The organism is Deltaproteobacteria bacterium CG11_big_fil_rev_8_21_14_0_20_49_13, from assembly GCA_002796305.1.
Classification (GTDB): domain Bacteria; phylum UBA10199; class UBA10199.
This window is the reverse complement of record PCWZ01000031.1, coordinates 1-23,773: the sequence shown is the minus strand read 5'-3', so window position 1 is coordinate 23,773 and position 23,773 is coordinate 1. Positions and strand designations below refer to the sequence as shown.

Below are 23,773 nucleotides of genomic sequence, written 5' to 3'. Positions count from 1 at the left end.
CCCTTCGGGGCTCGCAATGACAGAACAAGCAGGTTTTTAGAGGCGCCCTTTTTACTTGATCCTCTCAATTACAAGCGCGGTCTCTTTTGAGAAATTTTTAATAACATCCAAATAGTCATTTGGGGCGGAGCTGAAATAATCATGAACGGTTGCGTTCCGCGTGTCCAGCGCTAAAACCCACAGATCAGCATCTCCTATCCACCCATATCTCACAGCTTCCTGAATTGCAGAGCGCGGACTTTGCGCATCCCCTCCTTCGAACTCAATTGCCGTTTTAAGCATCTTCCAGCAATACTCAAATAATACCTCGAAACGCTTCACCACCGCATCTTCTAACAAAAATCTATCCTGCCCTTTGTGGGTTTTTATCGCGGAGAGGGCCTCATCCAGCTTTATCAGGGCTTCTTTTGTCGCTTTTTTGGATTCCAAAAGTTTTTTTGCTGTCATGTTCAACCTCTCTTCTTAAGTAGATAAAGTTTTTCTCTACTGACGACAAGAACCATTCCGGTGCATTATTTAAATTGACTATGTCAACACGATACGGAAAGGCATCTTCCATAAGCAATTGTTTAAATTTCCTGAATTCCTTATCCTTATTTGCCTTATTAAAGTAAAGTGCAAAATCCCAGTCGGACCGTATACCTGCCTTTCCAAGTGCACGCGATCCAAACAACATGAGATCGGCATGATTTTCTGCGGCAAACTCCGATAATTTTAATATAATCTTTTTTATTTTATCAGGAAATTTTTGAACAAAAAATGAAACGTTGTCGTGACGCTCCGTTATATCTTCCGGTTCAACACAAAGTTGTTTTAATATCTTCTCGAATGTCGTATTAAAAACAGACGTCTTGCCGAACATATTGTATATGCTCTGCCTCGATATTCCACATGTTTTTGCCAAGCTTGAGACACTTTCCCCCCGTTTTGAGATGACTTCATTCAACTTCTTCTTGCTTAGGAAGAACATGAAGATATTGTCCAATATATAAGACAATATGTCAACCAATAAATACTAAAGCTTGCCGATAACCAGTTTTTGGACCCCATCGGCAAGTGCATCTACCTCTTTAATTAAAAGATCCGCTTTTTTTCGGATATCATCCACCCATTTTTTATTAGTGAACGTCTTTAGATTGATGAGGACATTGTAATATGCACCGTGGGCGCCGGCTCGGGCCATGAGCGCGGCAACGCCGGCGTCTGAAAGCGAGTTCTGATTGCCATGTTCGGCAACGACTTTGGAAATCTTCACTGCATCTAAAGTTTTTCCCAGGACGGAAAGCGGCACGAGCGTTGCGCCCTTTGTGGCCTCTTCTATCGCCTTTGCACGTACCGCTTTTTCTGCGTCAGTACCTTTGGCCATGGAGAAACAGGCCATCACCTTATTAAAGGCCTCGGTATCATCGTCTATCGCCTTTATCATGAAGTCCTTTATCTTTTGCGCCTCTATTCCTATCTTTTCCATTTCAGCATTATGTTTCTCGTAACCCTTTTTATTGTGTGTGAGCGCCGCAACCATCGCCGTCAATGACGCCGACAGAGAACCGGCCAGCGCCGAAACGCTCCCGCCGCCCGGGGCCGCGGAATTGCGAGAAAGTTCATTGGTAAAATCGGTAACGGTCATATTTGTAAGCATACCCTTCTCCTCGAATTGTTTTTCTATGATCTTTTTTGCGGGATCAAAATGCGAAACGTCATTTAGCCCCAAAGACATCACCGCCACATTTATTATGTCTTCTTCGGGTATGCCCGCCGTTTCATTCTGTTTCTTTAGATAGTAAAGTCCCGTGTCACACATTGCCTTCTTTGGGACCATTCCAACTATTTCGCTCCCCGTTACGCGGAGTCCCAACTTTTCAGTTTCCTTAACGGCGGCATCGAACACGGCCTGCGTGGGCGTTACATGAAAATCGGTGAGGTTTATCGTTATCTGTGCCCTTTTGTATTCGGGAATGAACCATCCCATCGCCTTGCACTCTTTGAAAAGCCCCGGCACATAGACGTTGTTGCCTTCTTTATCTACTACCTTGTCACCTTTTTTATCTCTTTTCAGGCGGCCGCGTTCGCGCAAAGTGAACGCTATCTCTTTGGCCTTGGCAACGCTTGTTGTATTAAGGTTGATATTGTATGCAATTAAGAATTGCCTCGCGCCTATAACTGTAACACCGGTCTTTGCAACATAGTCATCATATTTATCGGGACCGAAGTCGGGCTTCCATTCGGGCTTGCCTAATTTCCGAGGGATGGCTTCATATTCTCCGGCGCGTATCTCCACCAGATTTTTACGCGAAGGGATGCTTGCCGCATGTTCATAGAGATATACTGGAATTTTAAGCTCTTCGCCCACCCTCTTTCCAAGTTTACGGGCAAGCTCCGCGCACTCTTCCATCGTGGGCCCTGCAATAGGGATGAAGGGGCAGACATCGGTCGCCCCCTGGCGCGGATGTTCGCCCTTATGATGACGCATATCGATAATTTCGGCTGCCTTTTTGATCGCCTGAAATGCCGCTTCAACTGCAGAATCGGGGTCGCCGGCAAATGTCACGACCGTCCTATTGGTCGCAAAACCGGGGTCGACATCCAAAAGACGAACGCCATCTATCTTCTTGATCTCATTGCATATTGCATCGATCTTTTGCTTGTCGCGACCTTCACTGAAATTTGGCACACACTCGACTAGTTTCATAACTTGGAGGGTCTCTTAATTAACATGCTATTTATTGGCAAGTGAAATAAAATCGCCCCTCTTTATCGTTCCACCCTTTAAGACCTTTGCAAAGACCCCCTCTGTGGGCATCACGCATTTTCCGTGCGTCTTAAATATCTCGCAGCGGTCATGGCAGATCTTCCCGTGCTCGGTTATCTCTATGATGCAACCTGATATCTCAAGTCGTGTACCTACCGGAAGAGAAAGAAGGTCCACATCTTCCGTTGTCAGGTTCTCGGCAAAATCGCCCGCCTTTAGATCTCCTCCCACTTTTCGGATGCTTTCTACAGCAAGAAGGCTGATCTCTCGCTTACTTCCCGCATGGGCATCGTTCTTTATCCCGTGACCTTCGACAAGAACTGCCTCGGGAACGGAGGACTTCTTTCCGCCTTTATGGGAGCTGATATTTATTGAGAGTATCTTTCCTGTCATAGTAAATGGATATTAACCATTTCCCCTTTTCTATAGTACCCGCTCCTTTTTGCAATAATAAGCGCGTTCGCCGCGGAGAGCTTCTTTAACATGCTCGACTCATTTTCGGGGAGCGGCGTAACGCCATTGCCTTTGTATATGCCGCATATGAACTCCACCCTGTCCCTTTTCCATTTGATGTCACCGGAAAGCCTAGCCTGTAAAGGCTTGTGCCACATATCTTTTAGGCCCATCATCTTTTTTAGGGCCGGAATGACATATTCGAACGTGCCGACAAGGACCGCCGCGGGGTTTCCCGGAAGTCCAAAAACCGTCCTTCTCCCCTTTTTCCCGAAGAAGAGCGGTTTTCCCGGCTTCTGTCTTACGCGCCAGAAAACCTCCTTAACGCCCGAACTCTTGAGGATGCCTTTTACAAGGTCCCGCTCGCCTACCGAAACGCCGCCGCATACTATGAGCACATCTTCCCTTAAGCCCTTCTCTATCTTTAGCTTAAGAGAACGGGCGGAGTCCTTGGATATTCCTAAGGTCGCCACCTTAAAACCGGCTTCATTTAAGAGAGATGAAACGATGACCATGTTCGAATCAAATATCTTCCCCTTCCTTAGGCGGCCATTTTCAACAAGCTCGTCTCCTGTAACAAGGATGCCAACAGAAGGCATCCCGAACGTTCTTACCATTTTAACACCCTGACCGGAGAGCATCCCAAGCGATGCCGGGTTAAGCGCTTCCCCTTTTTTGACGAGCACTTCTCCATTTTTAAATTCCCTCCCCCTCCGCCTTACAAACGAACCTTTTCTTAACGTCTTATTAAGATAGACTTGACCGCCCTTCTCTATCGTCTCCTCCAACGGGACGACCGTATCGGCACCTTCTGGCATCATGGCCCCTGTCATGATCTTGGCACAGGTCCCGTTTTTTAGGGGCCTTGCAACGGTTCCCGCATTTATCACCTGCGAAATTTTTAATGCGCGCGGGCTAGAAGCCTTCAGCGCAAATCCGTCCATTGCGGACCTGTCGAATGGTGGAGAGTCGAACCTTGCGCATATCTCCTCTGCTGAAACGTGCCCGCACACATCTTCTATATTAGTAACGACAAAAGGGAGTTCGTCTACGCTCTTTTCTATCTTCTTTTTGGCAACCTCTATCGTTATCATAATGAACCCATTATAAGCCTTAACGCCGCCAGCAAGAGTATGACGCCGACTATTTTTTGCAAGGAATTTGCCTTAAATCTTACGGCTCCGGCCCTTGAACCGAAAAATCCCCCGATAATGACAACTAATAACAAAGGGGAAAGGAGCCGCCAGTCATGAAAGCCGCCTTTGGATAGTTGTCCTGCAAGCCCGCTCAAGGAATTAACTAAAATAAAAAGCGCACTTACCGCAGAGGCCTCTTTTACCGATGACCACCTGAAAAGCAGAAGGACAGGTATGAGATATACCCCCCCGCCTATTCCGGTAATGCCGGCAAGAAAACCCAAGAGAAGGCCAAGACACATCTTGGGGAGATAGTTACCCTTGACCGCGTTCATGCCGTCAGGTGGATGTCTCCAAAATACGAGCCGGAAGGCCGCCAATATCAGGGCGGTGGCCATGATAATGCCGAACGACTTGTCTGAAAGATGAAGGTTGCCGCCAAAATATGCGGCGGGTATAGAGGTCACCGCAAAGGGCCAGAAAAGATGCCAGTTGAAAAAACCCGCCTTCCTGAACCTGTAAAAACCCTGACCCGCCACAAGAAGGTTGCATGTAAGAGCTATAACAGGAATGGATGTCTTGGAAATGCCGGTCAGGACCATGACCGCTGTGTAGGCGGTTCCACCCCCGAGACCCACCATCGAATATATCACGGCAATGATCAAAAAAGAGACGATAAGAAAAACGGTCTGCATGGTCATCCCCCGACACTTCTTATGACAGGCCTGAAATTTTCATCGGCAAAGGAGCCAAAATAACCGGACGGTTTGCACATTATCGATTCGGAGAGTATCCTTTTAATGTCGTTCACGCCGCCGCTTAAGATCTCGGAAAGATCGTGACTGGGCCCTCCAAAGAGACATGGAAATACCCCGCCTGAAGCGGAGACCCGGAGCCTGTTACATTGATCGCAGAATGGTTTCTCCATTGCGGCGATTATCTCGGCGTTCAGATAGTGCTTTAAAAGCCAGCCGCGAAGGGTCTCCATGGAAAGAGAAGAGACCCTTGGATCGAACGAAAGCGGCATATATTCAATGAACCTTGTCTTAAGCGAAAGCTCCTTTGCCATTGCACCAAAGAGCATAACGTCTTCTTCATCAAGTCTGGATGTAGCAACGACGTTTATCTTTACGGCGATGTCGTTCTCCTTGGCATTCTTTATCCCTTTAAGGGCCTCCTTCAGTAACGGACGGCCCGTGATAACTTTATATTTTTCCACATTGAGCGTGGGAATGTTTATATTGATGCGCCTAATGCCCGAAACATAGAGCCCTCTCGCCATCCCGGAGAGAGGCGTCCCGTTGGAAGTGAGCGTCACCTCTTCTATCCCCGGGATCTTTCTTACGCTCGATACCAGTTCTACAATGTCTTTTCGAAGAAGCGGCTCGCCGCCGGTGAGACGAACCTTTTTAAATCCTATCTCCGCGGCAGACGCTACGATCTTTAACAGATCGCCGGTCGAAAGGTCGCTTGTGGAGGCGGCGGAGCAGTCATAATACTCCGGCGCACAGAAAGAACATGCAAGATTGCAGTGCGAAGTCACCGCTAGTCGCAAGTAATCTATATTTCTGTTATAAAGGTCTGTCGTCAATGTCTGCGCCCTTTCATCATATCAAAGACATGGCTCAAAATCGGGGCAAGTACCTCCAGATACTCGCTAACGGCAATTGGCGAGCCGGGGAGATTTATTATGAGAGTCCTTCCGCATATGCCCGCCGTGCCGCAAGAAAGCATTGCATAGGGGGTTCTCATAGCGCCGTGGCACCTTAGGCCTTCTGATATCCCAGGGAGCCCGCGTTCGATGACCTCTCTGGTTGCAATAGTTGTCTTGTCCTTGGGGCCTATGCCGGTCCCCCCGGACGTTATAACGAGATCGATCCCTTTCGCGCACCACTCTCTTAGCTTTTCTTCTATGATAAAACGATCGTTAGGAACTATAAGCGGCTTTAAAACTTTCTTGGGCGACAACCCTTTAAGTCTATTGAATATAAATGGGCCTACAGTATCTTTTTGTTTTCTTTTTATGACACTGTCGGACGGGATCAAGATAGCCGCCGTTCTCCCTTTAAGGGTCGTCTCAAAATCAGATCTGCCGCCGCGTTTTTCAAGGAGTTTGATCTCCGATATCTCTATCTTATCTTTTAGCGGCTTCAGCATGTCGTAGACCGTGAGGGCCGCAACCGACGCGCCGGTCAACGCCTCCATCTCAACGCCTGTCTTTGCGACCGCCTTGACGGAACACCTTATCACAATCTTTCGATCGGCGCTTTTAAATGAAATATCGGCGTGGTCTATTGGTATCGGATGACAATAAGGAATAAGGTTGGATGTTCCCTTAACGGCCATAATGGCGGCCGCCCTTGCTATATTTACAATCTCCCCTTTGGGCGATCTGTTCGACCTGAACGCCGAATGGGCCTTTTTACCCACCGAAAGAACCGCTTCTGCCAGGGCGTAACGCAACGTGACATATTTATTGGTTACATCTTTCATAATAGAATTGAAAACATCTTATTCATAATATAGGTATGTTTATACAAGTGATACTCAAAAAGCAAAATATAAACGATATACCGATCAGCGAGTTCCCAAAGGCGATAAAAGACCTTGGCCTGAAGCCGTTCAATACCGCACAGATCATCCAGTGGATATATAAAAAGGGGGCCGATTCTTTTGATGATATGACGAACCTTTCAAAGGAAGCGCGTGGACTCCTGAAGGAAAGGTTCTGCCTAGGCGGGCTCAAACTTGTTAAAACCCTCGAGTCTAAGGATGGAACAAAGAAGTTCGCATGGGAGTTAAGGGATGGAAACGTTATCGAATCGGTCCTTATCCCTTCCGAATCCCACGAAAAGGCCTCCGGACACGGTCAGACAAAGACCCCTAAAGAAAATTGGAAGAAGCGAACGACCCTTTGCATCTCTACACAGGTAGGGTGCGCCATGGGCTGCTCTTTCTGCCGGACGGGTGAGATGGGGTTTGTGAGGAACCTGTCCCAGGCCGAGATAATAGGACAGATATTAGAAGCAACGAGGCAGGAAGCAGGAGGCAGGAAGCAGGAAAAAAGAGATCGCGGATCATGCCTCATGCCTCATGCTTCACACTTCAATCAGCGCATCTCGAACGTGGTCCTAATGGGCATGGGAGAGCCGCTGGCGAACTACGATAACGTACTTAAGGCCCTTCACATAATGCTGGACACGAAGCGTCTGGGCCTTTCAAGAAGACACGTTACCCTTTCGACCTGCGGTCTTGTGCCGGAGATAGAACGATTCGCCAGGGACAACCCTGGCGTAAAACTTGCGATCTCGCTTAACGCCACCACCGATGAGCAGCGTGAACGGCTCATGCCGATAGACAAGAAGTATCCCTTGGCAAAGCTCTTTGCCGCACTAAAGAAGTACTCAGGCGCCACAAAGAGAGATGTGATGACTTTCGAATATGTGATGGTGGGCGATCTCAACGATTCGCACGAAGATGCGAAAAGGCTCGTAAGACTCTTGAGCCGGTTCCCTTCCAAGGTCAATCTGATCCCGCTTAATGCCGCCTGTCATTCCCGCGAAAGCGGGAATCTGGTGAACGAAGGAGATCCCCACTTTCGTGGGGATGACAGATACCTTCCACCTACCGAAGAGACTGTTCAACAATTCGCGCAATATCTAAGGAACAAGCATATTCAGGTGAACATCCGCTTGAGCAGGGGGCATGACATCCTTGCCGCCTGCGGACAACTGGCCTCCGGGGAGACACACCGTGTGTGTCCCCGGAAATCAGCTACAGAACAACCTTTTTATAAACGAGATCGCCTTGTTTGATGCAACTATCCCCTTGATGATGGGCATGTGCCTTTTGGTGGATTGGTAACCCAGCTCAATGAGCTCCTCCGCCTTGGAAAAGTCGGTCCAGCTATATTCGCCGACATCCGGGATTATGTGAACTTCGGCCGTCTCCATACAATGATAAGCAATTTTACCCTGTGCAACTGACATGACCTGAAGGAGAACGTCTATTATCCCGTGATTCCCCTCAGAAAAGATGGAAGATTCCGCCTTCGGGGCTATCGCAACGTTCACCCCAATAACAAGGTCGCACTTCATCTCTGCCAGAACTCGCGTTGGAATGGGTGCTACCACACCACCGTCAACAAGGAGATGTTCTCCTATCCTGACAGGTGCGAATATGCCCGGCACCGAAAAACTTGCGTGTATCGCCTTGTTAAGATCGCCCTCTTTTAGCACCACCTCTTTTCCGGAAACGAGGTCGGTCGCCACGGCAAAGAACGGCATCTTGAGGTCTTTAAAGTCGAGTGGCCCGATAAGCTCGCGCAGGGCGTTCTCTATCTTTCCGCCCTTGATAAGCCCACCGCCCTTGAACATAAATGCCGGGTCCATCCACATTGCGCGGTTCCTGTTCCCAAATCTTATGGCAAAATCGATTATCTTGTCTACGCTCACACCGGCGGCATAAGCGCCTCCCACGACCGCACCTATACTTGAACCCGAAACGGCCCCGATAGGCACACCCTCCGCTTCAAAAGCCTTGAGAACACCAATATGGGCTAGTCCCTTTGCAGCGCCGCTACCAAGCGCAAGTCCTATTTTACATTTAGCCATGCCACAACCTCCGGCGGGTATCTTAACTTAAGCGCCGGCAAAGGCGCAATCAAATCTTGCAAATTAGAGGTTTCTTTGGTTTATGGAAGATATGTCTACAAATGAGATAGACCTGCACGGATACAGATTGCACGAGGCCGAAGAGGCCACTACAAAGTTCGTCGACAATGCATATTTCAGGAACGAGCTTTCAGTAAGGATAATCCACGGCTTCGGAGTGATAGCTGAGAGCCTGCCCAAATGGCTTGAGGCCTATCCCTTTGTCGTTGGTTTTGAACGCGACCCGGGCAACCCTGGGGCAACTATCGTAAAGTTAGAATCCCATTAATGTCGCTCATCTGCCCGCCTGTCTCTTGGCGGGAGCTTATTGAAGGATTAATGTATCTCCAATTACTTTTTCTTTGCGGAACGAAGAGCACGCATTTTCGAACGCTTTCTTTCCTGATTCTTTTTGTGCTTCTTTGCCATTTTTCTCTTGATCTTGTTCGTGTACGCCATTTTTGGTCTCCTGTCACATTTTACCGGCCAATTCGCCGGCTATTTTTTTGGCTTCTTCTGTCTTTTTGGCCTGAACTTCAGGGCCCATCGCATCCATGGGCTGAACATTGATGAACGTTATGTCTTTTATACCAATGAATTCAAAAACCGTGCGAAGATACGACTCCTGATGGTCCGACGGGTTTCCGCCGCCATAATCTCCGCCTCGGGAGGTTACTACCACCATTTCCTTGCCCTTTGCAAGCCCTTCGACACCTTTGTCTGTGTACCGAAACAGATATTTAGGTTGAACTATAACGTCGATATACTGTTTTAGCCGGTATGGAATAGAGAAGTTCCACATTGGAGCGCTTATAACAACCGTATCAGCCGACATAAAACGATCGATCTGTTTGACAATCTCGTTCCACGAAATCCTGACATCCTCCGGCATATCCTTGCCGCCCAGGAGGAAATATTTTCCTTCCACCCTTTTAACGGTCAATTCCGGCAGCTCTTCGGAGAAAACGTTGAACTCGTCTATTTCGCACTTTGGATATTTTTTACATATTTCCGACAGAAAATATGTCGACACCTTGAGCGTCCGCGAGTCTTCGCCTCTTGGCGTTGCTATCAGATGAAGTATTTTTTTCATATGACCCCCTAGAATTGAACGAAGAGCCCCACCTCTGGACCCTGCAATTTTCTTCCGCCGGCCCCTATCAGCCTGTAACCTGCGCGAACGCCTCCAAACTTATACTTGAAATTGAGCCCGCTGCCGACATCGTAGACCTCACGGCCACCAACGGTCGCTATGTATGGCCTGACGTCCCATATAAAATGTTCGCCGAATATCACATAAAACGGAAAACCTATGTCGAATCCCTTGTGGCTCTTATCGCCCCAGAGGAACTTCTCGCCCAGGGCCAGGTTGATCTGGAACATCTCGCCAAAGAGGGCGCGCACGAGAAAATGGAAGCCGGCCATATTGAGCGCGTCGCTCGGAGCGCTCTCCCAGAAGCGCTTATATTCACCGTCGATGCCGAACATCAGATAGCCGGCCTCGACCCTGCCGTTGAAGCTGTTCATGTTCCCCACAAGATATTGGTAGATGCCGTCGAGCCTGAAAGTGGGGAGCGCCGGGATGTCGTGCCTTTTAAGATATTTATAAAGGCCCTTCATATCCTTCTCCTGCGACATGTCAAAAAGGCTCGTCATGAATATGCCGGCAAGGCTCTCAAATATGCCGGTCGCCGCATCGCTCGTGGAGGTCGATGAAGATTCTTCGTGTTTGGTATCTTTCTTGTCTTGAGGCTTGGTTTCGCTCTTTTGATCGAGCGAGCCTTCAAAGTCATCTAGCTGTCCGGCCACCGCGTTAGAAACAGGGGTTGCAAGAAGCAAAACAGCCGTCGTAAGCAGAAAGATTCGCTTAACCATAGACTACCTTGCCCCTTTTTATAACTTTCGAAACATATGAACGATCGAACCTGTAGAGAGGTTCAAATTCGCTCTTGCAGTCAAGCACAACGAGGTCGGCGGCCTTTCCCCTTGATATCGAGCCGTGGCTCTTTTCCATTGAAAGAGCCCGGGCGGCATTTATGGTGATACCCTTATAGGCGTCTTCAGCAGTTATTTTCATCTGCGTTATTGCAACAGATGCCGCCATCCAAATATTCAGGACCGGTGATGTTCCGGGGTTGTAGTCGGTAGATATCGCGGGCGAGAGGCCCTCTTTTATCATCGTTTTGCCGGCGGCATATTTCCCGCCCACAAAGAACGTGGATGTCGGGATGAGGACGGGGGTCACTTTGGCCTTTTTCAAGGCAATAAGCCCTCTCATGCTCAGGTATTCAAGGTGATCGGCGCTGACGGCCTTGAGTTCGGCCGCAAGCAGTGACCCACCGGATGAAGATAGCTGGTCGGCATGGACCTTAAGTTGAAACCCGTGCTTCTTTGCGGCCTTTAAGACAAGCGCCCCCTCTTCCTTGGTGAAGGCTATCTTTTCAACGAAAACGTCACAGAATTTCGCAAGACCTTCTTTGGAAATATAGGGCATCATCTCGTCTATTATCAGCCTGATATATTCTTTTCTCCCTTCCTTGCCTCTGGTCAGATATTCTATTGGGATGGTATGGGCGCCAAGAAACGTTGGAACGAACTCCATGGGATGGCGCTCGGATAATTGCCTGACCACGCGCAACATCTTTATTTCAGCCTCAACATCGAGTCCATAACCGCTCTTTACTTCTATCGTGGTTACTCCGTGAGAAAGAGCCTCGTTCGCCCTTTCTCTTGAGACCGCCAGAAGCCGGTCCTCGCTTGCCGCGCGCGTTGCCCTCACAGTCGACATTATTCCGCCGCCGGCCTTCGCTATCTCTTCATATCGCGCACCGCGGGCACGGGCCGCGAATTCGTCGGCTCTGGTACCGGCATGAACTAAATGTGTATGACAATCGATAAGGCCGGGGATAACTACACCGCCTTGGGCATCTATAACTTGCGTGTCATTGCGAACCGCCGAAGACGGTGAAGCACAGTTGTTTACGCCGGATGACCTCGCTGCGCTCGCAATAACACGGATCTTCTCATCCTCTATTTCAACACATGCATTCTTAACGACCCCCAGAGGCCCTTCGCTACCCCGCGAAGACCTGCCTCGAGCAAGTCCGCCGAAGACGGACGCGTCGCGAGGCTCCATGGTGATCAAACGTCCAATGTTCGTGATAAGCATCAGGTCACCCCCCTGCACATATCCAAACCGGCTCAAACTCAGGCCGTTCGGCGGCTAAATTTGCCGATTTCTTGTGTAATTCTAATGGTGACTTCAACACAAACTTTTCAAAAAACGCCCACATGATATTATGTGTACTATAAATCATATTCAAATCAATTGTATTCTATCAATTGTATTCTATTCGATCGACAAAACATTAATATGGCAATCTAGTTCCAAAAGTATTATCATGCCCCGAAACAAAGGGGGTAAATATGGGTATGGGACATCCGGTGACGGGCATCGTAAGTCTGGTGATGGCGGCAGCGTTCCTGGTATGGGTATATGAAAAGAACGGGAATCCGGTGCAAAAGGTGGGCAAACTAATAGGCTGGTTCGGCGTCATCATGGCGGCGCTGCTTCTCATCGGCCAGATGTTCGTTTGCGGTAAAATGTGCCAATCGGGCCAGTGCATGAGAATGATGAAGGGGCAAGGCATGATGCAGATGCCAATAATGCCTCCTCCGGTGCATGGAATGCCGGCGCCCGATAATAAGTAGATCTTAGGGTATCTTAACTCCGCGCTCTTTTGCCACAGCGGTTGCTTCCTGATATCCTGCGTCCGCATGGCGAAGGACGCCCATTGCGGGGTCTGATTTTAAGACGCGCTCAAGGCGCTTTGCCGCGGCGGATGTTCCGTCCGCCACAATGACTTGGCCCGCGTGTAGTGAGTAACCTATTCCAACTCCGCCGCCGTGATGAAAACTCACCCAGCTTGCGCCGTTCACCGCGTTAACTAGCGCGTTTAATATAGGCCAATCGGCTATCGCGTCACTTCCATCTTTCATGCCCTCGGTTTCACGGTTGGGAGAGGCAACGCTTCCGCAATCCAAGTGGTCTCGGCCAATGACAATTGGAGCACTGACCTTCCCTTTTCGAACTAGCTCATTGAATGCGAGCCCTGCCAAATGACGCTCACCGTAGCCAAGCCAGCAAATACGGGCAGGCAGCCCCTGATAAGCCACACGCTCCTCTGCCATCTTTATCCATTTGGCCAGCGACTTATTATTTGGAAAGAGCGCAAGGATAGCCTTGTCTGTCTCCAAGATATCTTTCGGATCGCCTGACAGGGCCACCCATCTGAACGGGCCCTTGCCTTCGCAAAAGAGCGGCCTGATATAAGCGGGAACAAATCCCTGAAAAGCAAATGCGTTCTTCACTCCGGCCTTTTCGGCCTGAGCGCGAATGTTATTTCCGTAGTCAAATGTTGGAACGCCGGCCTTCTGGAACGCTAGCATTGCCTCAACATGCTCGGCGACGGCACGATAGGCCTCTTTTTGATATTTTTCGGGGTCGTTCTTTCGAAGTTCAATGGCCTGCGCTAAAGTCATCTTGTTAGGCACGTAGCCGTTTAACATATCGTGCGCCGATGTCTGGTCGGTGACCATGTCGGGTCTGACGTTGCGCCTAACAAGCTCCGGGTAGATATCGGCGGCGTTCCCAACAAGGCCGATAGATATCGCTTTCTTCGCTTTCTTTGCCTCATCAACTTTTTTCAGCGCGTCGTCCAAATCTTTTGCAATAACATCGAGGTATTTTGTCTTAAGCCGCTTCTGTGCGCGTTCGGGATCAACCTCCACGCCCAAAAATACAGCGCCAGCCATCGTGGCCGCCAAGGGCTGTGCGCCCCCCATCCCTCCAAGGCCTGCAGAAAGAATGAGCCGTCCGGAAAGTTCGCCGCTTCCGTAATGCTTCTCTCCTGCCGCAACGAACGTCTCGTATGTCCCCTGAAGGATGCCTTGCGTTCCGATATATATCCATGAACCCGCGGTCATCTGGCCGTACATCATGAGTCCCTTGCGCTCAAGGTCGCGAAAGACCTCCCAATTTGCCCAACGGCCAACCAGATTTGAATTTGCAATTAGAACGCGCGGCGCGTCTTCGTGAGTGCCAAGGACCCCTACGGGTTTTCCGGACTGGACAAGAAGAGTCTCGTCGTTTTGCAACACTTTCAATGTCTCGATTATCTTATGATAGCAATCCCAGTTCCGTGCCGCCTTGCCGCTTCCGCCGTAGACAACAAGGTCCTGCGGACGTTCGGCAACGTCGGGGTCGAGGTTATTCATCAGCATCCTCATTGCCGCTTCCTGAGCCCAGCCTTTACATGTAAGTTTATTTCCACGAGGAGAGTGAATTGCTACAGACATATGGCTACCTCTTATTGTTCGAGCGTAGTCGAGAACAATAATCTACTTCTCGACCCGCTATCGCTCACTAGAAGAATAATATTCAGATTGTTGTGGAATAATCAAGGTGCTAGTATATTGTCTATTAAATTTTTACTGGTTGTCTTTGGCACAAGTGCGCGTAACAATTTAATTTCTACCGACTTCGTCGATAAAAATTAAATTGACGATGCACTAGTTACGCACGTTCGAGATACTCGCCTGTTTCCGTATCTACCTTAACAGAATCACCTGCCTCGACGAATGGCGGGACCCTTACTACCAGACCATTTTCAAGAGTTGCGTTCTTAAACTGGGCGGATGCCGTGGCGCGCTTGACAGAAGGGTCGGCCTCGACCACCTTGAATATCATCGTGCTCGGAAGCTTTATACCTACCGCCTTTCCTTCGTATAGCTCCACCTGAACGTGGCAGTTCGACTGTAAAAACTTAACGTAATCGCCCAGAATCTCTTCGGAAAGAGTCATCTGTTCGTAGTTCCCTGTGTTCATGAAGTGATACATGTCGCCTTCGCTGTAGAGATATTCCATTTCGTGCTGCTCTAAGATCGCGCGCTCCACCGTTGCATTGGCGTTGAAACGGTTCTCTATTATCTGGCCGCTCTTTAGGTTCTTGAGCTTTGTCTGGACCATGGCGCGCCAGTTTCCCGGCGCAACATGCTGGCGGGCAACGACCTTCCAGAGATCGTTATTGTAGATTATGACCATTCCTAACTTCACTTGTGTCACGGGCATCATGAGATCAACTCCTCGCCCCATCCTATGGGGGCTATTTTAGGGCGTGCTCTATCTCGGAGACTCTTCGTTTGTCAAGCTCTCTGATAATGTTAAGGGTTAAATTTTAAACGGGTCATTTATCATCGACAACGCGTTTCCATCTGAGACGGGTGAAAAAGGCGGCCACAATGAGGGTCATTACTATCCACCCTATGCCCACAATGCCCAAGACGTTCCACGAATAACCGCCGTAGGGTTTTTCAAAGCTCTTGTAAATGTCGGCTACGAGCAGGACAAAGAGGACCAGCGGTATCCAGATGACGACAAGATATTGCCACCACTTGCCAACCTTGCCTTCGCCTACCGCATTCATATGACTCCTTAGGCGTTCCGCCTTGAATATCCATGCGACAAGGACGGTCTCTAAAAGACCCGCAACAAGTAACGCATAGTGGTTTAGAAAATAATCAACAATATCGACCCAGTAAAGGCCCGCATGGGTCGTGAAGATGAGGCTCGCTGCAAACCCCACCGAACAGACGACAGTTGTCACACGCCGTCTGGACCATCCGAACTTGTCTATTGCCCCTGAAATAAAACCTTCAAGTATCGATATTGATGACGTAAAGCCGGCAAAGATCAGCGCCGCAAAGAAAAGGATGCCAAAGGCCGGGCCGCCGAACGGAAGCGCATTTATCATCTGAGGATAGGTGACAAAGGCAAGACCGGGCCCGCCCTTTGCTACCTCATCTATTGGTACCCCGCCCTTCATGGCCATGAAGCCTAAGGTAGCAAAGACCGCAAAGCCGGAAAACACCTCAAATCCGCAGTTTACCGCGCATGAAATAAAGACGTTCTTCTTTATTTCTGTCCGAGCAGGAAGATAACTTGCATAGGCTATCATAATGCCCATCGCAAGCGAGAGGGTAAAGAAGATCTGACCGAAGGCGTCGGCCCAAATGGAAGGGTTCTTAAGCGCCGCAAAATCGGGCGTTAGATATGCCCTTATCCCTTCGCCCGAACCCGGGAGCGTCAGCCCCCAGACCACAAGGGTCACCATTATGACCAGAAGGATTGGCATGATGACCTTGTTGGCAATTTCAATGCCTTTAGAAATTCCGCGATAGATTATGAACCAGTTGACAAACCAGATGAACGAAACGCCTATGAGTATCGCCGGATGTATCCCGCCGATATCAAGCGGCCCTTTTGACACGGCAAGGAAGGTGCTCTCAAAGAACTTCTGCGTGTCGGCGCCCCATTGCATGTTATAGGCATAGCCAAGATAGTTCACGCACCAGCCAAGGACCACACAGTAATAAAGAAGGATGCCGAAAGTTAAGAAAGTGACTATCCACCAACCAAGGAGTTCCCATCTTCTTCGGATCCTGGCAAATGCTAGAGGGGCACTACCTCTAAGGGCATGGCCTATCCCCTGCTCGAGCATCATCAAAGGGATGCCCACGGTAAGGAACGCGATGAAATAAGGTATTAAAAATGCGCCGCCGCCGTTCTTATAGGCAAGATAGGGAAAGCGCCAGATGTTCCCCAGGCCTATCGCAGAACCTACGACGGCAAGGATGAAGCCTACCCTTGACTTCCATTGACCCCGTTCGACTTCCATGCATATCTCCTTTGCAAGACGGCAACAAGCTCGGACGACAAAAGTAGCACGTTGGCAAGATAATATATCCAGATGATCGTAACAACCAAAGCTGTAAGCGAACCGTAGATTATGTTATATCTGTCGAAGGCGGTGGCTATGTACCACCTGAAAAGGCATTTTGCTATCCCAACGCCCACGGCAAAAAAGACACCGCCGATCACAGCCCACCTGAACTTAACGTCCCGATTAGGCATTATAATAACGGCTACAACAAAAGAGGCGATGAGCATCACCACAAAGAAAGCCTTGTTTGTGGCAAGACTGCTCAAAGGGACATGAATGCTGAACTTTGCAAGTGTGGCTTCGAAGAATCCTATCATGGTTGGAAGGAAGAGGATGAACGTTACGCCAAAGACCAGAAGGACCGAGATAAGCCTTGAGTGAAAGAAGTTACGGCTCTTGACGCTCTGAAATATCCTGTCGAACGCATGCTCTATGCTTGAAAAAAGAAGGGACGCAATGAAAAGCAAAAAGCCGACGCCTACCCACCCTATCCTGGACTTGTTAGAGACTATCGCATTAAGATTAGCCGAGAACTGCTCCTGACCCCGCGGAAGTATGTCGGTAAAAGCAGTGACTACCTGGTTAAAAAGCCCCTCTGTTCCGCCAAGCACATAACCGGCCACCGAAGTTGCTATCATTAAAAGAGGAATGAGAGAAAGAAGGGCGAAGAACGAAATGTTTGCCGCAAGACTAAAGCAGTCGTGATCTTTATATGATTTAAAGAGGTCGCGAACTATCTTCATAAGAGGTTAGCAGGTTAGCAGGTTAGCGGGTTAGCAGGTATTAAATCTGCCAACTTGCCAGCCTATAAACATGCTAACCTGTGAACGGTTTTACTTCTTTTTAAATTTAATCCTTATCGGCACTCCGTATCCTATTATCTCCTGGAACCGGTTGACAAGGTAGCGCTTGTAGCCTTCGCCTATCCCTTCCGGACGATTCGAGAAGACAACAAAAGTGGGTGGCTTCGTTTTTATCTGCGCTGCATAATAGATCTTTACCGGCCTCCCCTTGTGCGAAGGGATATTATGTTGCTCCTTCACCTCTTCAAGAACGCGGTTGAGCGTCGATGTCGGGAGCCTTGTGGTCAGCGTATGCCTTATCTTCTCTATTTCTTCAAAGATTTTGTCTGTCCCGGAGCCGGTCTTGGCCGATATACATAAGAAGGGAACCTTGTGCAACTTGAAAAGCTTATCGTCGTAGAATTTCTTCAGCTCTTTTGAGTCGTGAGTAAGAACGTCCCACTTGTTGAAAAGAACAAGCACTCCCTTTCCCTCTTCGTAGGCATGTTCCAGGAGCGCCGAATCCTGATGCGTGAACCCGTCGTTGGAATCAACAACGAGAAGAGCGATATCTGCGCGATGGATGGCGCCGAGCGTCTTGATCGCAGAATACTTATCGAGAGCCTCTATAGTTTTTCCCTTTTTCTTGAGCCCCGCGGTATCAACGAAGATGAATTTTTTATCGTCCAGTAATATCTCCACATCTATCGTGTCGCGCGTGGTGCCCGGCATGTCGTGTGCAATTACGCGCTCGTGACCAAAGAGCCTGTTCACAAGCGTCGACTTGCCGGCGTTGGGACGGCCTATAACGGCCATTCGCGGTACATGGTCATCGACGGGCGCCGAAGGAGCTTCCGCTTCTTTAACGTTCTCAAGCACACCGTCCAGAAGGGAGTCGACCCCGACTCCATGCTCCGAAGAAATGGCATACATTTGATCTTTTACTCCCAGCTCAAAGAACTCCGAAGGTTCGCTCTTTATACCGTATCTCCTCCCCATCACCTTTTCGAGCTTATTGATAGCATAAAGGACCGGTTTTCCAGACTTACGGAGCATATTAATAATGGAGACATCAAGGGGGGTGGGCCCTTCCCTGCCGTCAAAAAGACAGATGATGATATCGGCCTCATTAATGGCGGCCATTGTCTGCTTTTTGATGAAGTTCTGTATCGTGTGTTCCTCGCCTTCGGCAAGGCCGCCGGTGTCTATCAGCAGGAACTCTTTACCGCACCAGTCCGCGTCGGCATAGTGACGGTCACGGGTAACGCCCGGGGTGTCGTTCACCAGGGCCTTGCGGCGGCCTACTATCCTGTTAAAAAGCGTCGATTTGCCGACATTTGGCTTACCGACTATGGCGATGACCGGTTTCATGATTGGTTCGGTGGTAGTATAGTGCAATCAGGTTATAGTAAAGGGGAAATTGTAGGGAGATGCTGTTCGAGCGAAGTCGAGAACGACAATTTAAAACGAATAGAGACGCCGGTGTTCTGCCAGCAGATAGCGGATGGTGCGAAGTGCGAGACAAGGCAGATATCAGTAGATATAGCCGGCGCGTTTCAGAAGGTAGATGTGGGGTCTTGTGTAAACGTGGATATCGACAAAGGCGGGGCTGGCGCAGAACTTGCCACTCGCGTAAAAGACAAAAAAGTTGACAAATATTATCTATTTGGGCAGATTGCCCCCGCAAGTGGACGTTTGTTTTTTTACGCTGGTCTTAGACAAGCGAGACCGATCAGAATGACCATATGCAAGGCCTCTGAAAAGGTGAAAAATTGCGGCGAACCATCTGGCTTTGCCAGGGGTGAGCCGAGGGGATTGGGGGGAAGGAGCGAGTCTTCGAGCGAGTCGTTCCCCCCATCTAAATAGGCGGGGTAGCTCAGCGGTTAGAGCAGTGGATTCATAACCCACTGGCCGACGGTTCGATTCCGTCCTCCGCCACATTGTAATAATGGGGGCCTGCAAAATGTCGAATGTCGCTATTCGCATCATTTTGATTTGGCGACATTTTGCAATACCCCCAAGCCCCGCACGCCGAACTGGCAAAGCCAGCTTCGACGCTTATAAAATAATAATGGGGGCCTGCAAAATGTCGAATGTCGCTATTCGCATCATTTTGATTTGGCGACATTTTGCAATACCCCCAAGCCCCGCACGCCGAAAAAACCCACAAAAACCCACAAGACGGCGCACCGGTTCTCCCTTCGGGGGCCGGCGCGCCACCTGACGGATAACTTTTTACTTACCCAAGAATGCATGAGCCTCTCAGCATAAATGCCCTCAAATCACCCACTCACTTTGGAGAAGAGCCGGAATTATAGATGAAAACTACATCAGATAATTATCACATTTGATTCGACCACTAAATACCGACTTTCGGGTGGCCGGTGACAGTTGAAATGTGTCCATTATGACGACGGAAAGGTGTTTCCTAAAAAATAGTTAAAAAAGTTAAAAGCTGATTATCCATGAAATACGGACACTTACAAGACACTTGACAAACCGGCCGCTTTCATAGAAGCAACTTTTTCCAAAGATAGCCGATAATCTTAATGGGAGCAGTGAGAAGGTAAGTACCTTGGGGAAATTTTTGGGGGAGTAACTTGGATGTACCAAGTTGCTCCCCCATTTTTTTTGTTCTTTGATTACTTAAGCAAAACACCTAGCTTCGCCAGTGTTTTGCGCGGGGGTTCGGGGGTCATTGTAAAATGCCGCCCGAACACAAAAAACGCGAATGGCATCCTGCGGCATTTTGCAGGACCCCCGCTTAAATGGTGGGCAGAGGCGGAATTGAACCGTCGACACACGGATTTTCAGTCCGTTGCTCTACCGACTGAGCTATCTGCCCGTAAAGTGATGGAGCTATTACTAAATAGTTCAAAAATGTCAAGGAGGGATTAAAAAAGCGCTATTAATCATATAATTACAACGAAAACAAAATGGTAATTACTTCATATAAGGGAATTAACCTGCTAAAAAACAACAATAAACAGGTTATTTATAAATAAAAGGCCCTTTTATTGACGGTAGTTGAAAATTGTGTTATTAGGTGACCTCGTTTTTGGGATGTAATAGTAGATAATACATTGAAAATTAAGATGAATTAGCGAATTAGGAACCGGCTCTGCCGGTCCTAATGAGAGGGGTACGGGGGTAAACAGCGAGGTCTTCCGAGCTGGTCGTTACCCCCGATCAAATGAAAGGAGAGCTAGGGATGAAAAGGACACAAGTGGGGGAATTCAAGGTAGGAGATGTTGCTGTATATCCGGCACACGGGGTTGGCAAGATCCATTCCATAGAGAACCGCGAAATTAGCGGTAACAAACAGCAGTTCTATATCATGAAGATCATGGACAACGGCATGACCATCATGGTCCCGACGAGCAACGTAAAGAGCGTAGGTCTCCGCGATGTAATAAACGAAGATCAGGTAGATATCGTTTACAGCATCCTTAAAGAGAGAGATATCTCCATCGACAATCAGACATGGAACAGAAGGTATCGCGAATACATGGACAAGATCCGCACGGGCTCTATCTATGAAATAGCGGAGGTCCTTCGTGATCTCATGCTCCTTCGCTATCAAAAGGAGCTTTCATTCGGCGAAAGAAAGATGCTCGACACCGCAAGGACCCTTACAATAAAGGAGCTCGCGATAGCTGAAGAGCTTACGGAAACAGAAATAACAGAAAAGATCGACCAGATCTTCACTGAATAGTGAAGGATTGACAATAAGGAATGTTAGGGTTAAAACCCCGTTCATTTGAAAAGGTGAACGGGGTTTTATTTTATGAAGAATGTAGCCATCATAACGGCGGCCGGCATAGGGAAACGGATGGGTTCCTCCCAGCCAAAGCAGTACCTTGAACTTGGCGGAAAACCTATCCTCTGCCATACGCTTGAAAGGTTCGAAGCCGCAAAACTTGTCGACGCCATCGTCCTTGTCACCGACCCCAATTCATTAACGCTTGTAAAGGACCAGATATTGAAAAAATGCAGGGCCCCAAAGGTCAAATGGGTGGTCGCCGGAGGCGAAAAGAGGCAGGATTCTGTTTCAAGGGGACTAAAGGCGGTACCTTTAGGGTGCGAGGTGGTATGCGTTCACGACGGCGTGAGGCCCTTCGTTACACCGGAACTGATAGATAAAAGCATAGAAGAGGCCAAGGCCCACGGTGCATGTATAGTGGCCATTCCAATGAAAGATACTATCAAGCGCGTGGACGGCGGGGGCCGAATCGTTGAAACGGTCGAACGTGCGGGACTCTGGCGCGCGCAGACACCGCAGACGTTCCGTTACGACGTATTTGAATCTGCCATGAATCAGGCGATGATCGAAAATTTCTATGGGACAGATGAGGCAAGTTTAGTTGAACGTTACGGTCACGAAATATACGTCCTTGCCGGAGATGAAAAGAATATTAAGATAACAACACCGGAGGACATGGTAATAGCGGAGAGCATGTCATTGCGAGGAGCGTAAGCGATGAAGCAATCTCCCGCGTGGGATTGCTTCGCTGCCGCTCGCAATGACATATAATTAAAATGCGAGTAGGAATAGGATACGACATTCATCGTTTGGTCAAAGGGCGCAAACTAATACTCGGCGGCGTTGAGATATCGCACACTCACGGGTTAGACGGCCATTCCGATGCCGATGTCATCATCCACGCCATAATGGACGCCCTACTCGGCGCCGCGGCGCTTGGCGATATCGGAAAACATTTCCCGAATACCGATGCAAAATACAAAGGCATATCGAGCGTTGAACTTTTGAAACATGTTGTGAAACTGATAACTGATCACCGATCACTGATAACTAATATCGACGCCATGGTTATCGCAGAAGCTCCAAAGCTTGCCCCTCACATCGAAAAGATGCGTGAGAATATCGCCAAAGCCTGTGGTATAGATATCGGCCAGATAAGCATCAAGTCCACAACTAACGAAGGCGTCGGCTTCATCGGCCGCAATGAGGGTATGGCTGCACAGGCAGTTTGTTTACTTCGGTTAAATGGTGAATAGTTAAATTAACTATTCACATGACCTATCATGAATTGCACGTTCTCACCGCAATTCACAGGTTCTATCACTATGTCGGGATGAAGTTTCTTGAAGACCCTGAAGACCTCATCGGCAAATGCCTGTCCTATGGTATCGATACCGTTGAAATCCAGGACCACCTTCTTGAAGTTTTCCAATGAGTGTAGGAGCCTTTTCGCCTGCGAACGCGACATGTAGGCCTCTCCGGAATCAAAGAGCCTGACGTTTATCCTGCTCTTATCAAAAGTGAAACTCTCGTTGGTGAATGCCTTAAAAATATTGGTGACCTCGGTCTTGGAATCAACGCTTATCTCAAAGTGAACACTGGTTCCCTTAAGCATACGCCTATCCTCAACGTAAACATCATTGTTCCGGTTGTTGATGGTCACTTTTTTTCTGTGGCTTTCCATAACGAACAGTTCGGCGACCTTTGAGGTAAAAAATATCCCCTCTCCCGAATGTCTTTCAGGCATGGTCGTGTTCTTCCCCTTAAGTATATCCTGAACGGCCTCCATCTCATTGTTCAACTCATTCTTGGACATTATGTTGGCGAACATGCCAACGCCATTGTCCCTTATGTCGAACGAAGCCGTTCGTTTGTTAACATTCACAACTATATCCGCGAACTTTGAACCTGAATGATCGATCGCATTATTGAGCATCTCGGTAAAAGCATAGCGAAGACTTGCCTTTGCCTTAACGGCAAGAGAAGAGAACAACCCTGACTGCTCCTCCATTTTCTGAAAAACGCTATCCTCTTCTAATCCTTTCAACAGGCATCTTTTCCTGAACGAAACATTCTTAGAACGATATTTTTTTATGGCCAATGGGCTGTTATATAGATAATGCGCGGTAGCGCGACTGGACCCCTGTTTTATGAGCAAGCCCTCGCTTAACATCTCCTTGATATAACGGTGCATCGCCTGTCTGCTGATCTTAAACCTGGCTACAAGCTCCGATGCTTTTATAACACCTTGTTTTTTAATACATTTTTTAATGTGGTTTCTTAGATCTTTCATGTCAACACATTATCAACATAAAAATAGAATGATGTCAACATATTATCAATATTGGATTTATATGATGTCAACTTAACTATTTAACTGGCTCTTCGCGGATTTGAGTGGGTCATTTGCGGGACAAGATGGCGGGAAGAAGCGATTAGACGTGAATCGTCTGTTTA

Annotated in this window: 25 protein-coding genes and 2 tRNA genes; 8 read left to right on the top strand and 19 right to left on the bottom strand. The window is 48.5% G+C overall.

Features of this window, described 5'->3' with window-relative positions:
• Nucleotides 1–51: 51 nt before the first annotated feature.
• The 8 genes from COV46_02590 to COV46_02555 are packed head-to-tail and all read right to left on the bottom strand — an operon-like array spanning nucleotide 52 to nucleotide 6,831.
• Complete coding sequence (locus tag COV46_02590) at nucleotides 52–447, bottom strand: nucleotidyltransferase (GenBank protein PIR17834.1); 396 nt, start codon at nucleotides 445–447, stop codon at nucleotides 52–54.
• Nucleotides 383–970: a hypothetical protein gene (locus tag COV46_02585; protein PIR17833.1), complete on the bottom strand. Its 588-nt coding sequence runs from the start codon at nucleotides 968–970 to the stop codon at nucleotides 383–385. Before COV46_02585 ends, COV46_02590 begins: the two co-directional genes overlap by 65 nt.
• Nucleotides 971–1,015: 45 nt before the next feature.
• Nucleotides 1,016–2,689 (bottom strand): glutamate formimidoyltransferase, encoded by a 1,674-nt coding sequence (gene ftcD, locus COV46_02580; GenBank protein ID PIR17832.1) that lies wholly within the window; start codon nucleotides 2,687–2,689, stop codon nucleotides 1,016–1,018.
• 27 nt (nucleotides 2,690–2,716) lie between these two features.
• A complete protein-coding gene (locus COV46_02575; protein PIR17831.1) occupies nucleotides 2,717–3,142 on the bottom strand; it encodes an MOSC domain-containing protein in 426 nt (141 codons plus the stop codon).
• Complete coding sequence (locus COV46_02570; protein PIR17830.1) at nucleotides 3,139–4,296, bottom strand: hypothetical protein; 1,158 nt, start codon at nucleotides 4,294–4,296, stop codon at nucleotides 3,139–3,141. The genes COV46_02575 and COV46_02570 overlap by 4 nt, the downstream gene beginning before the upstream one ends.
• The gene (locus COV46_02565) at nucleotides 4,293–5,039 is read right to left on the bottom strand and encodes a hypothetical protein (GenBank protein PIR17829.1); all 747 of its coding nucleotides are present in this window, start codon (nucleotides 5,037–5,039) and stop codon (nucleotides 4,293–4,295) included. The genes COV46_02570 and COV46_02565 overlap by 4 nt, the downstream gene beginning before the upstream one ends.
• Nucleotides 5,036–5,929 carry a hypothetical protein gene (locus COV46_02560; GenBank protein ID PIR17828.1) on the bottom strand — a complete coding sequence of 298 codons (894 nt, stop codon included), beginning with the start codon at nucleotides 5,927–5,929 and terminating at the stop codon, nucleotides 5,036–5,038. The genes COV46_02565 and COV46_02560 overlap by 4 nt, the downstream gene beginning before the upstream one ends.
• Nucleotides 5,926–6,831: a bifunctional molybdenum cofactor biosynthesis protein MoaC/MoaB gene (locus COV46_02555; GenBank protein ID PIR17827.1), complete on the bottom strand. Its 906-nt coding sequence runs from the start codon at nucleotides 6,829–6,831 to the stop codon at nucleotides 5,926–5,928. Before COV46_02555 ends, COV46_02560 begins: the two co-directional genes overlap by 4 nt.
• 35 nt (nucleotides 6,832–6,866) lie before the next feature.
• Between COV46_02555 and rlmN the strand changes: the two genes are divergently transcribed.
• Nucleotides 6,867–8,153: a 23S rRNA (adenine(2503)-C(2))-methyltransferase RlmN gene (gene rlmN, locus COV46_02550; GenBank protein PIR17826.1), complete on the top strand. Its 1,287-nt coding sequence runs from the start codon at nucleotides 6,867–6,869 to the stop codon at nucleotides 8,151–8,153.
• On the opposite strand, the gene COV46_02545 is transcribed toward rlmN, so the two are convergent.
• Complete coding sequence (locus tag COV46_02545) at nucleotides 8,109–8,951, bottom strand: esterase (GenBank protein ID PIR17825.1); 843 nt, start codon at nucleotides 8,949–8,951, stop codon at nucleotides 8,109–8,111. The two genes, rlmN and COV46_02545, sit on opposite strands and share 45 nt — an antisense overlap.
• Before the next feature lie 82 nt (nucleotides 8,952–9,033).
• Here COV46_02545 and COV46_02540 point away from each other — a divergent pair, with 82 nt between their 5' ends.
• Nucleotides 9,034–9,279, top strand: coding sequence for a hypothetical protein (locus tag COV46_02540; GenBank protein PIR17824.1), 246 nt, complete (start codon nucleotides 9,034–9,036; stop codon nucleotides 9,277–9,279).
• A gap of 183 nt (nucleotides 9,280–9,462) precedes the next feature.
• On the opposite strand, the gene COV46_02535 is transcribed toward COV46_02540, so the two are convergent.
• From COV46_02535 to COV46_02525, 3 genes are read right to left on the bottom strand one after another with little or no spacing between them, the layout of a single operon-like run.
• Nucleotides 9,463–10,083, bottom strand: a complete 621-nt coding sequence (locus COV46_02535; GenBank protein PIR17823.1) for an ACP phosphodiesterase — start codon at nucleotides 10,081–10,083, stop codon at nucleotides 9,463–9,465.
• 8 nt (nucleotides 10,084–10,091) lie between these two features.
• The gene (locus COV46_02530; protein PIR17822.1) at nucleotides 10,092–10,865 is read right to left on the bottom strand and encodes a hypothetical protein; all 774 of its coding nucleotides are present in this window, start codon (nucleotides 10,863–10,865) and stop codon (nucleotides 10,092–10,094) included.
• Nucleotides 10,858–12,159, bottom strand: a complete 1,302-nt coding sequence (locus tag COV46_02525; protein ID PIR17821.1) for an imidazolonepropionase — start codon at nucleotides 12,157–12,159, stop codon at nucleotides 10,858–10,860. Before COV46_02525 ends, COV46_02530 begins: the two co-directional genes overlap by 8 nt.
• A 257-nt stretch (nucleotides 12,160–12,416) precedes the next feature.
• Between COV46_02525 and COV46_02520 the strand changes: the two genes are divergently transcribed.
• Entirely contained in the window at nucleotides 12,417–12,701 is a 285-nt protein-coding gene (locus COV46_02520; protein ID PIR17820.1) for a hypothetical protein, read from the top strand.
• Nucleotides 12,702–12,704: 3 nt separating this feature from the next.
• On the opposite strand, the gene hutU is transcribed toward COV46_02520, so the two are convergent.
• The 5 genes from hutU to der all read right to left on the bottom strand — a co-directional run bounded on the left by hutU (nucleotide 12,705) and on the right by der (nucleotide 18,924).
• A complete protein-coding gene (hutU, locus tag COV46_02515; protein PIR17819.1) occupies nucleotides 12,705–14,348 on the bottom strand; it encodes a urocanate hydratase in 1,644 nt (547 codons plus the stop codon).
• Nucleotides 14,349–14,565: 217 nt separating this feature from the next.
• Nucleotides 14,566–15,144, bottom strand: a complete 579-nt coding sequence (gene efp, locus COV46_02510; GenBank protein PIR17818.1) for an elongation factor P — start codon at nucleotides 15,142–15,144, stop codon at nucleotides 14,566–14,568.
• Nucleotides 15,145–15,235: 91 nt separating this feature from the next.
• Entirely contained in the window at nucleotides 15,236–16,726 is a 1,491-nt protein-coding gene (locus COV46_02505) for a sodium-dependent transporter (GenBank protein PIR17817.1), read from the bottom strand.
• Complete coding sequence (locus COV46_02500; protein PIR17816.1) at nucleotides 16,690–17,514, bottom strand: hypothetical protein; 825 nt, start codon at nucleotides 17,512–17,514, stop codon at nucleotides 16,690–16,692. Before COV46_02500 ends, COV46_02505 begins: the two co-directional genes overlap by 37 nt.
• Before the next feature lie 90 nt (nucleotides 17,515–17,604).
• Nucleotides 17,605–18,924 (bottom strand): ribosome biogenesis GTPase Der, encoded by a 1,320-nt coding sequence (gene der, locus COV46_02495; GenBank protein ID PIR17815.1) that lies wholly within the window; start codon nucleotides 18,922–18,924, stop codon nucleotides 17,605–17,607.
• A gap of 21 nt (nucleotides 18,925–18,945) precedes the next feature.
• Here der and COV46_02490 point away from each other — a divergent pair, with 21 nt between their 5' ends.
• On the top strand, nucleotides 18,946–19,419 hold the full coding sequence (locus tag COV46_02490) for a hypothetical protein (protein PIR17814.1): 474 nt from the start codon (nucleotides 18,946–18,948) through the stop codon (nucleotides 19,417–19,419).
• Nucleotides 19,419–19,491: transfer RNA gene (locus COV46_02485), tRNA-Met, on the top strand. Before COV46_02490 ends, COV46_02485 begins: the two co-directional genes overlap by 1 nt.
• Before the next feature lie 831 nt (nucleotides 19,492–20,322).
• Here COV46_02485 and COV46_02480 read toward each other — a convergent pair.
• Nucleotides 20,323–20,398: transfer RNA gene (locus COV46_02480), tRNA-Phe, on the bottom strand.
• Between the two features lie 366 nt (nucleotides 20,399–20,764).
• Between COV46_02480 and COV46_02475 the strand changes: the two genes are divergently transcribed.
• From COV46_02475 to COV46_02465, 3 genes are all read left to right on the top strand, one after another.
• Nucleotides 20,765–21,268, top strand: a complete 504-nt coding sequence (locus COV46_02475) for a CarD family transcriptional regulator (GenBank protein PIR17841.1) — start codon at nucleotides 20,765–20,767, stop codon at nucleotides 21,266–21,268.
• A gap of 72 nt (nucleotides 21,269–21,340) precedes the next feature.
• A complete protein-coding gene (gene ispD, locus COV46_02470) occupies nucleotides 21,341–22,030 on the top strand; it encodes a 2-C-methyl-D-erythritol 4-phosphate cytidylyltransferase (GenBank protein PIR17813.1) in 690 nt (229 codons plus the stop codon).
• Between the two features lie 62 nt (nucleotides 22,031–22,092).
• Nucleotides 22,093–22,572: a 2-C-methyl-D-erythritol 2,4-cyclodiphosphate synthase gene (locus COV46_02465; GenBank protein PIR17812.1), complete on the top strand. Its 480-nt coding sequence runs from the start codon at nucleotides 22,093–22,095 to the stop codon at nucleotides 22,570–22,572.
• 5 nt (nucleotides 22,573–22,577) lie between these two features.
• Here COV46_02465 and COV46_02460 read toward each other — a convergent pair whose 3' ends face one another.
• Entirely contained in the window at nucleotides 22,578–23,609 is a 1,032-nt protein-coding gene (locus tag COV46_02460; protein ID PIR17811.1) for a hypothetical protein, read from the bottom strand.
• Between the last annotated feature and the right edge of the window lie 164 nt (nucleotides 23,610–23,773).

Bases quoted from the DNA above. Each gene is read 5' to 3' on its own strand.
- COV46_02590 (PIR17834.1), bottom strand. From the start codon at position 447: ATGACAGCAAAAAAACTTTTGGAATCCAAAAAAGCGACAAAAGAAGCC.
- COV46_02585 (PIR17833.1), bottom strand. From the start codon at position 970: ATGTTCTTCCTAAGCAAGAAGAAGTTGAATGAAGTCATCTCAAAACGG.
- ftcD (PIR17832.1), bottom strand. From the start codon at position 2,689: ATGAAACTAGTCGAGTGTGTGCCAAATTTCAGTGAAGGTCGCGACAAG.
- COV46_02575 (PIR17831.1), bottom strand. From the start codon at position 3,142: ATGACAGGAAAGATACTCTCAATAAATATCAGCTCCCATAAAGGCGGA.
- COV46_02570 (PIR17830.1), bottom strand. From the start codon at position 4,296: ATGATAACGATAGAGGTTGCCAAAAAGAAGATAGAAAAGAGCGTAGAC.
- COV46_02565 (PIR17829.1), bottom strand. From the start codon at position 5,039: ATGACCATGCAGACCGTTTTTCTTATCGTCTCTTTTTTGATCATTGCC.
- COV46_02555 (PIR17827.1), bottom strand. From the start codon at position 6,831: ATGAAAGATGTAACCAATAAATATGTCACGTTGCGTTACGCCCTGGCA.
- rlmN (PIR17826.1), top strand. From the start codon at position 6,867: ATGTTTATACAAGTGATACTCAAAAAGCAAAATATAAACGATATACCG.
- COV46_02545 (PIR17825.1), bottom strand. From the start codon at position 8,951: ATGGCTAAATGTAAAATAGGACTTGCGCTTGGTAGCGGCGCTGCAAAG.
- COV46_02540 (PIR17824.1), top strand. From the start codon at position 9,034: ATGGAAGATATGTCTACAAATGAGATAGACCTGCACGGATACAGATTG.
- COV46_02535 (PIR17823.1), bottom strand. From the start codon at position 10,083: ATGAAAAAAATACTTCATCTGATAGCAACGCCAAGAGGCGAAGACTCG.
- COV46_02530 (PIR17822.1), bottom strand. From the start codon at position 10,865: ATGGTTAAGCGAATCTTTCTGCTTACGACGGCTGTTTTGCTTCTTGCA.
- COV46_02525 (PIR17821.1), bottom strand. From the start codon at position 12,159: ATGCTTATCACGAACATTGGACGTTTGATCACCATGGAGCCTCGCGAC.
- COV46_02520 (PIR17820.1), top strand. From the start codon at position 12,417: ATGGGTATGGGACATCCGGTGACGGGCATCGTAAGTCTGGTGATGGCG.
- hutU (PIR17819.1), bottom strand. From the start codon at position 14,348: ATGTCTGTAGCAATTCACTCTCCTCGTGGAAATAAACTTACATGTAAA.
- efp (PIR17818.1), bottom strand. From the start codon at position 15,144: ATGGGGCGAGGAGTTGATCTCATGATGCCCGTGACACAAGTGAAGTTA.
- COV46_02505 (PIR17817.1), bottom strand. From the start codon at position 16,726: ATGGAAGTCGAACGGGGTCAATGGAAGTCAAGGGTAGGCTTCATCCTT.
- COV46_02500 (PIR17816.1), bottom strand. From the start codon at position 17,514: ATGAAGATAGTTCGCGACCTCTTTAAATCATATAAAGATCACGACTGC.
- der (PIR17815.1), bottom strand. From the start codon at position 18,924: ATGAAACCGGTCATCGCCATAGTCGGTAAGCCAAATGTCGGCAAATCG.
- COV46_02475 (PIR17841.1), top strand. From the start codon at position 20,765: ATGAAAAGGACACAAGTGGGGGAATTCAAGGTAGGAGATGTTGCTGTA.
- ispD (PIR17813.1), top strand. From the start codon at position 21,341: ATGAAGAATGTAGCCATCATAACGGCGGCCGGCATAGGGAAACGGATG.
- COV46_02465 (PIR17812.1), top strand. From the start codon at position 22,093: ATGCGAGTAGGAATAGGATACGACATTCATCGTTTGGTCAAAGGGCGC.
- COV46_02460 (PIR17811.1), bottom strand. From the start codon at position 23,609: ATGAAAGATCTAAGAAACCACATTAAAAAATGTATTAAAAAACAAGGT.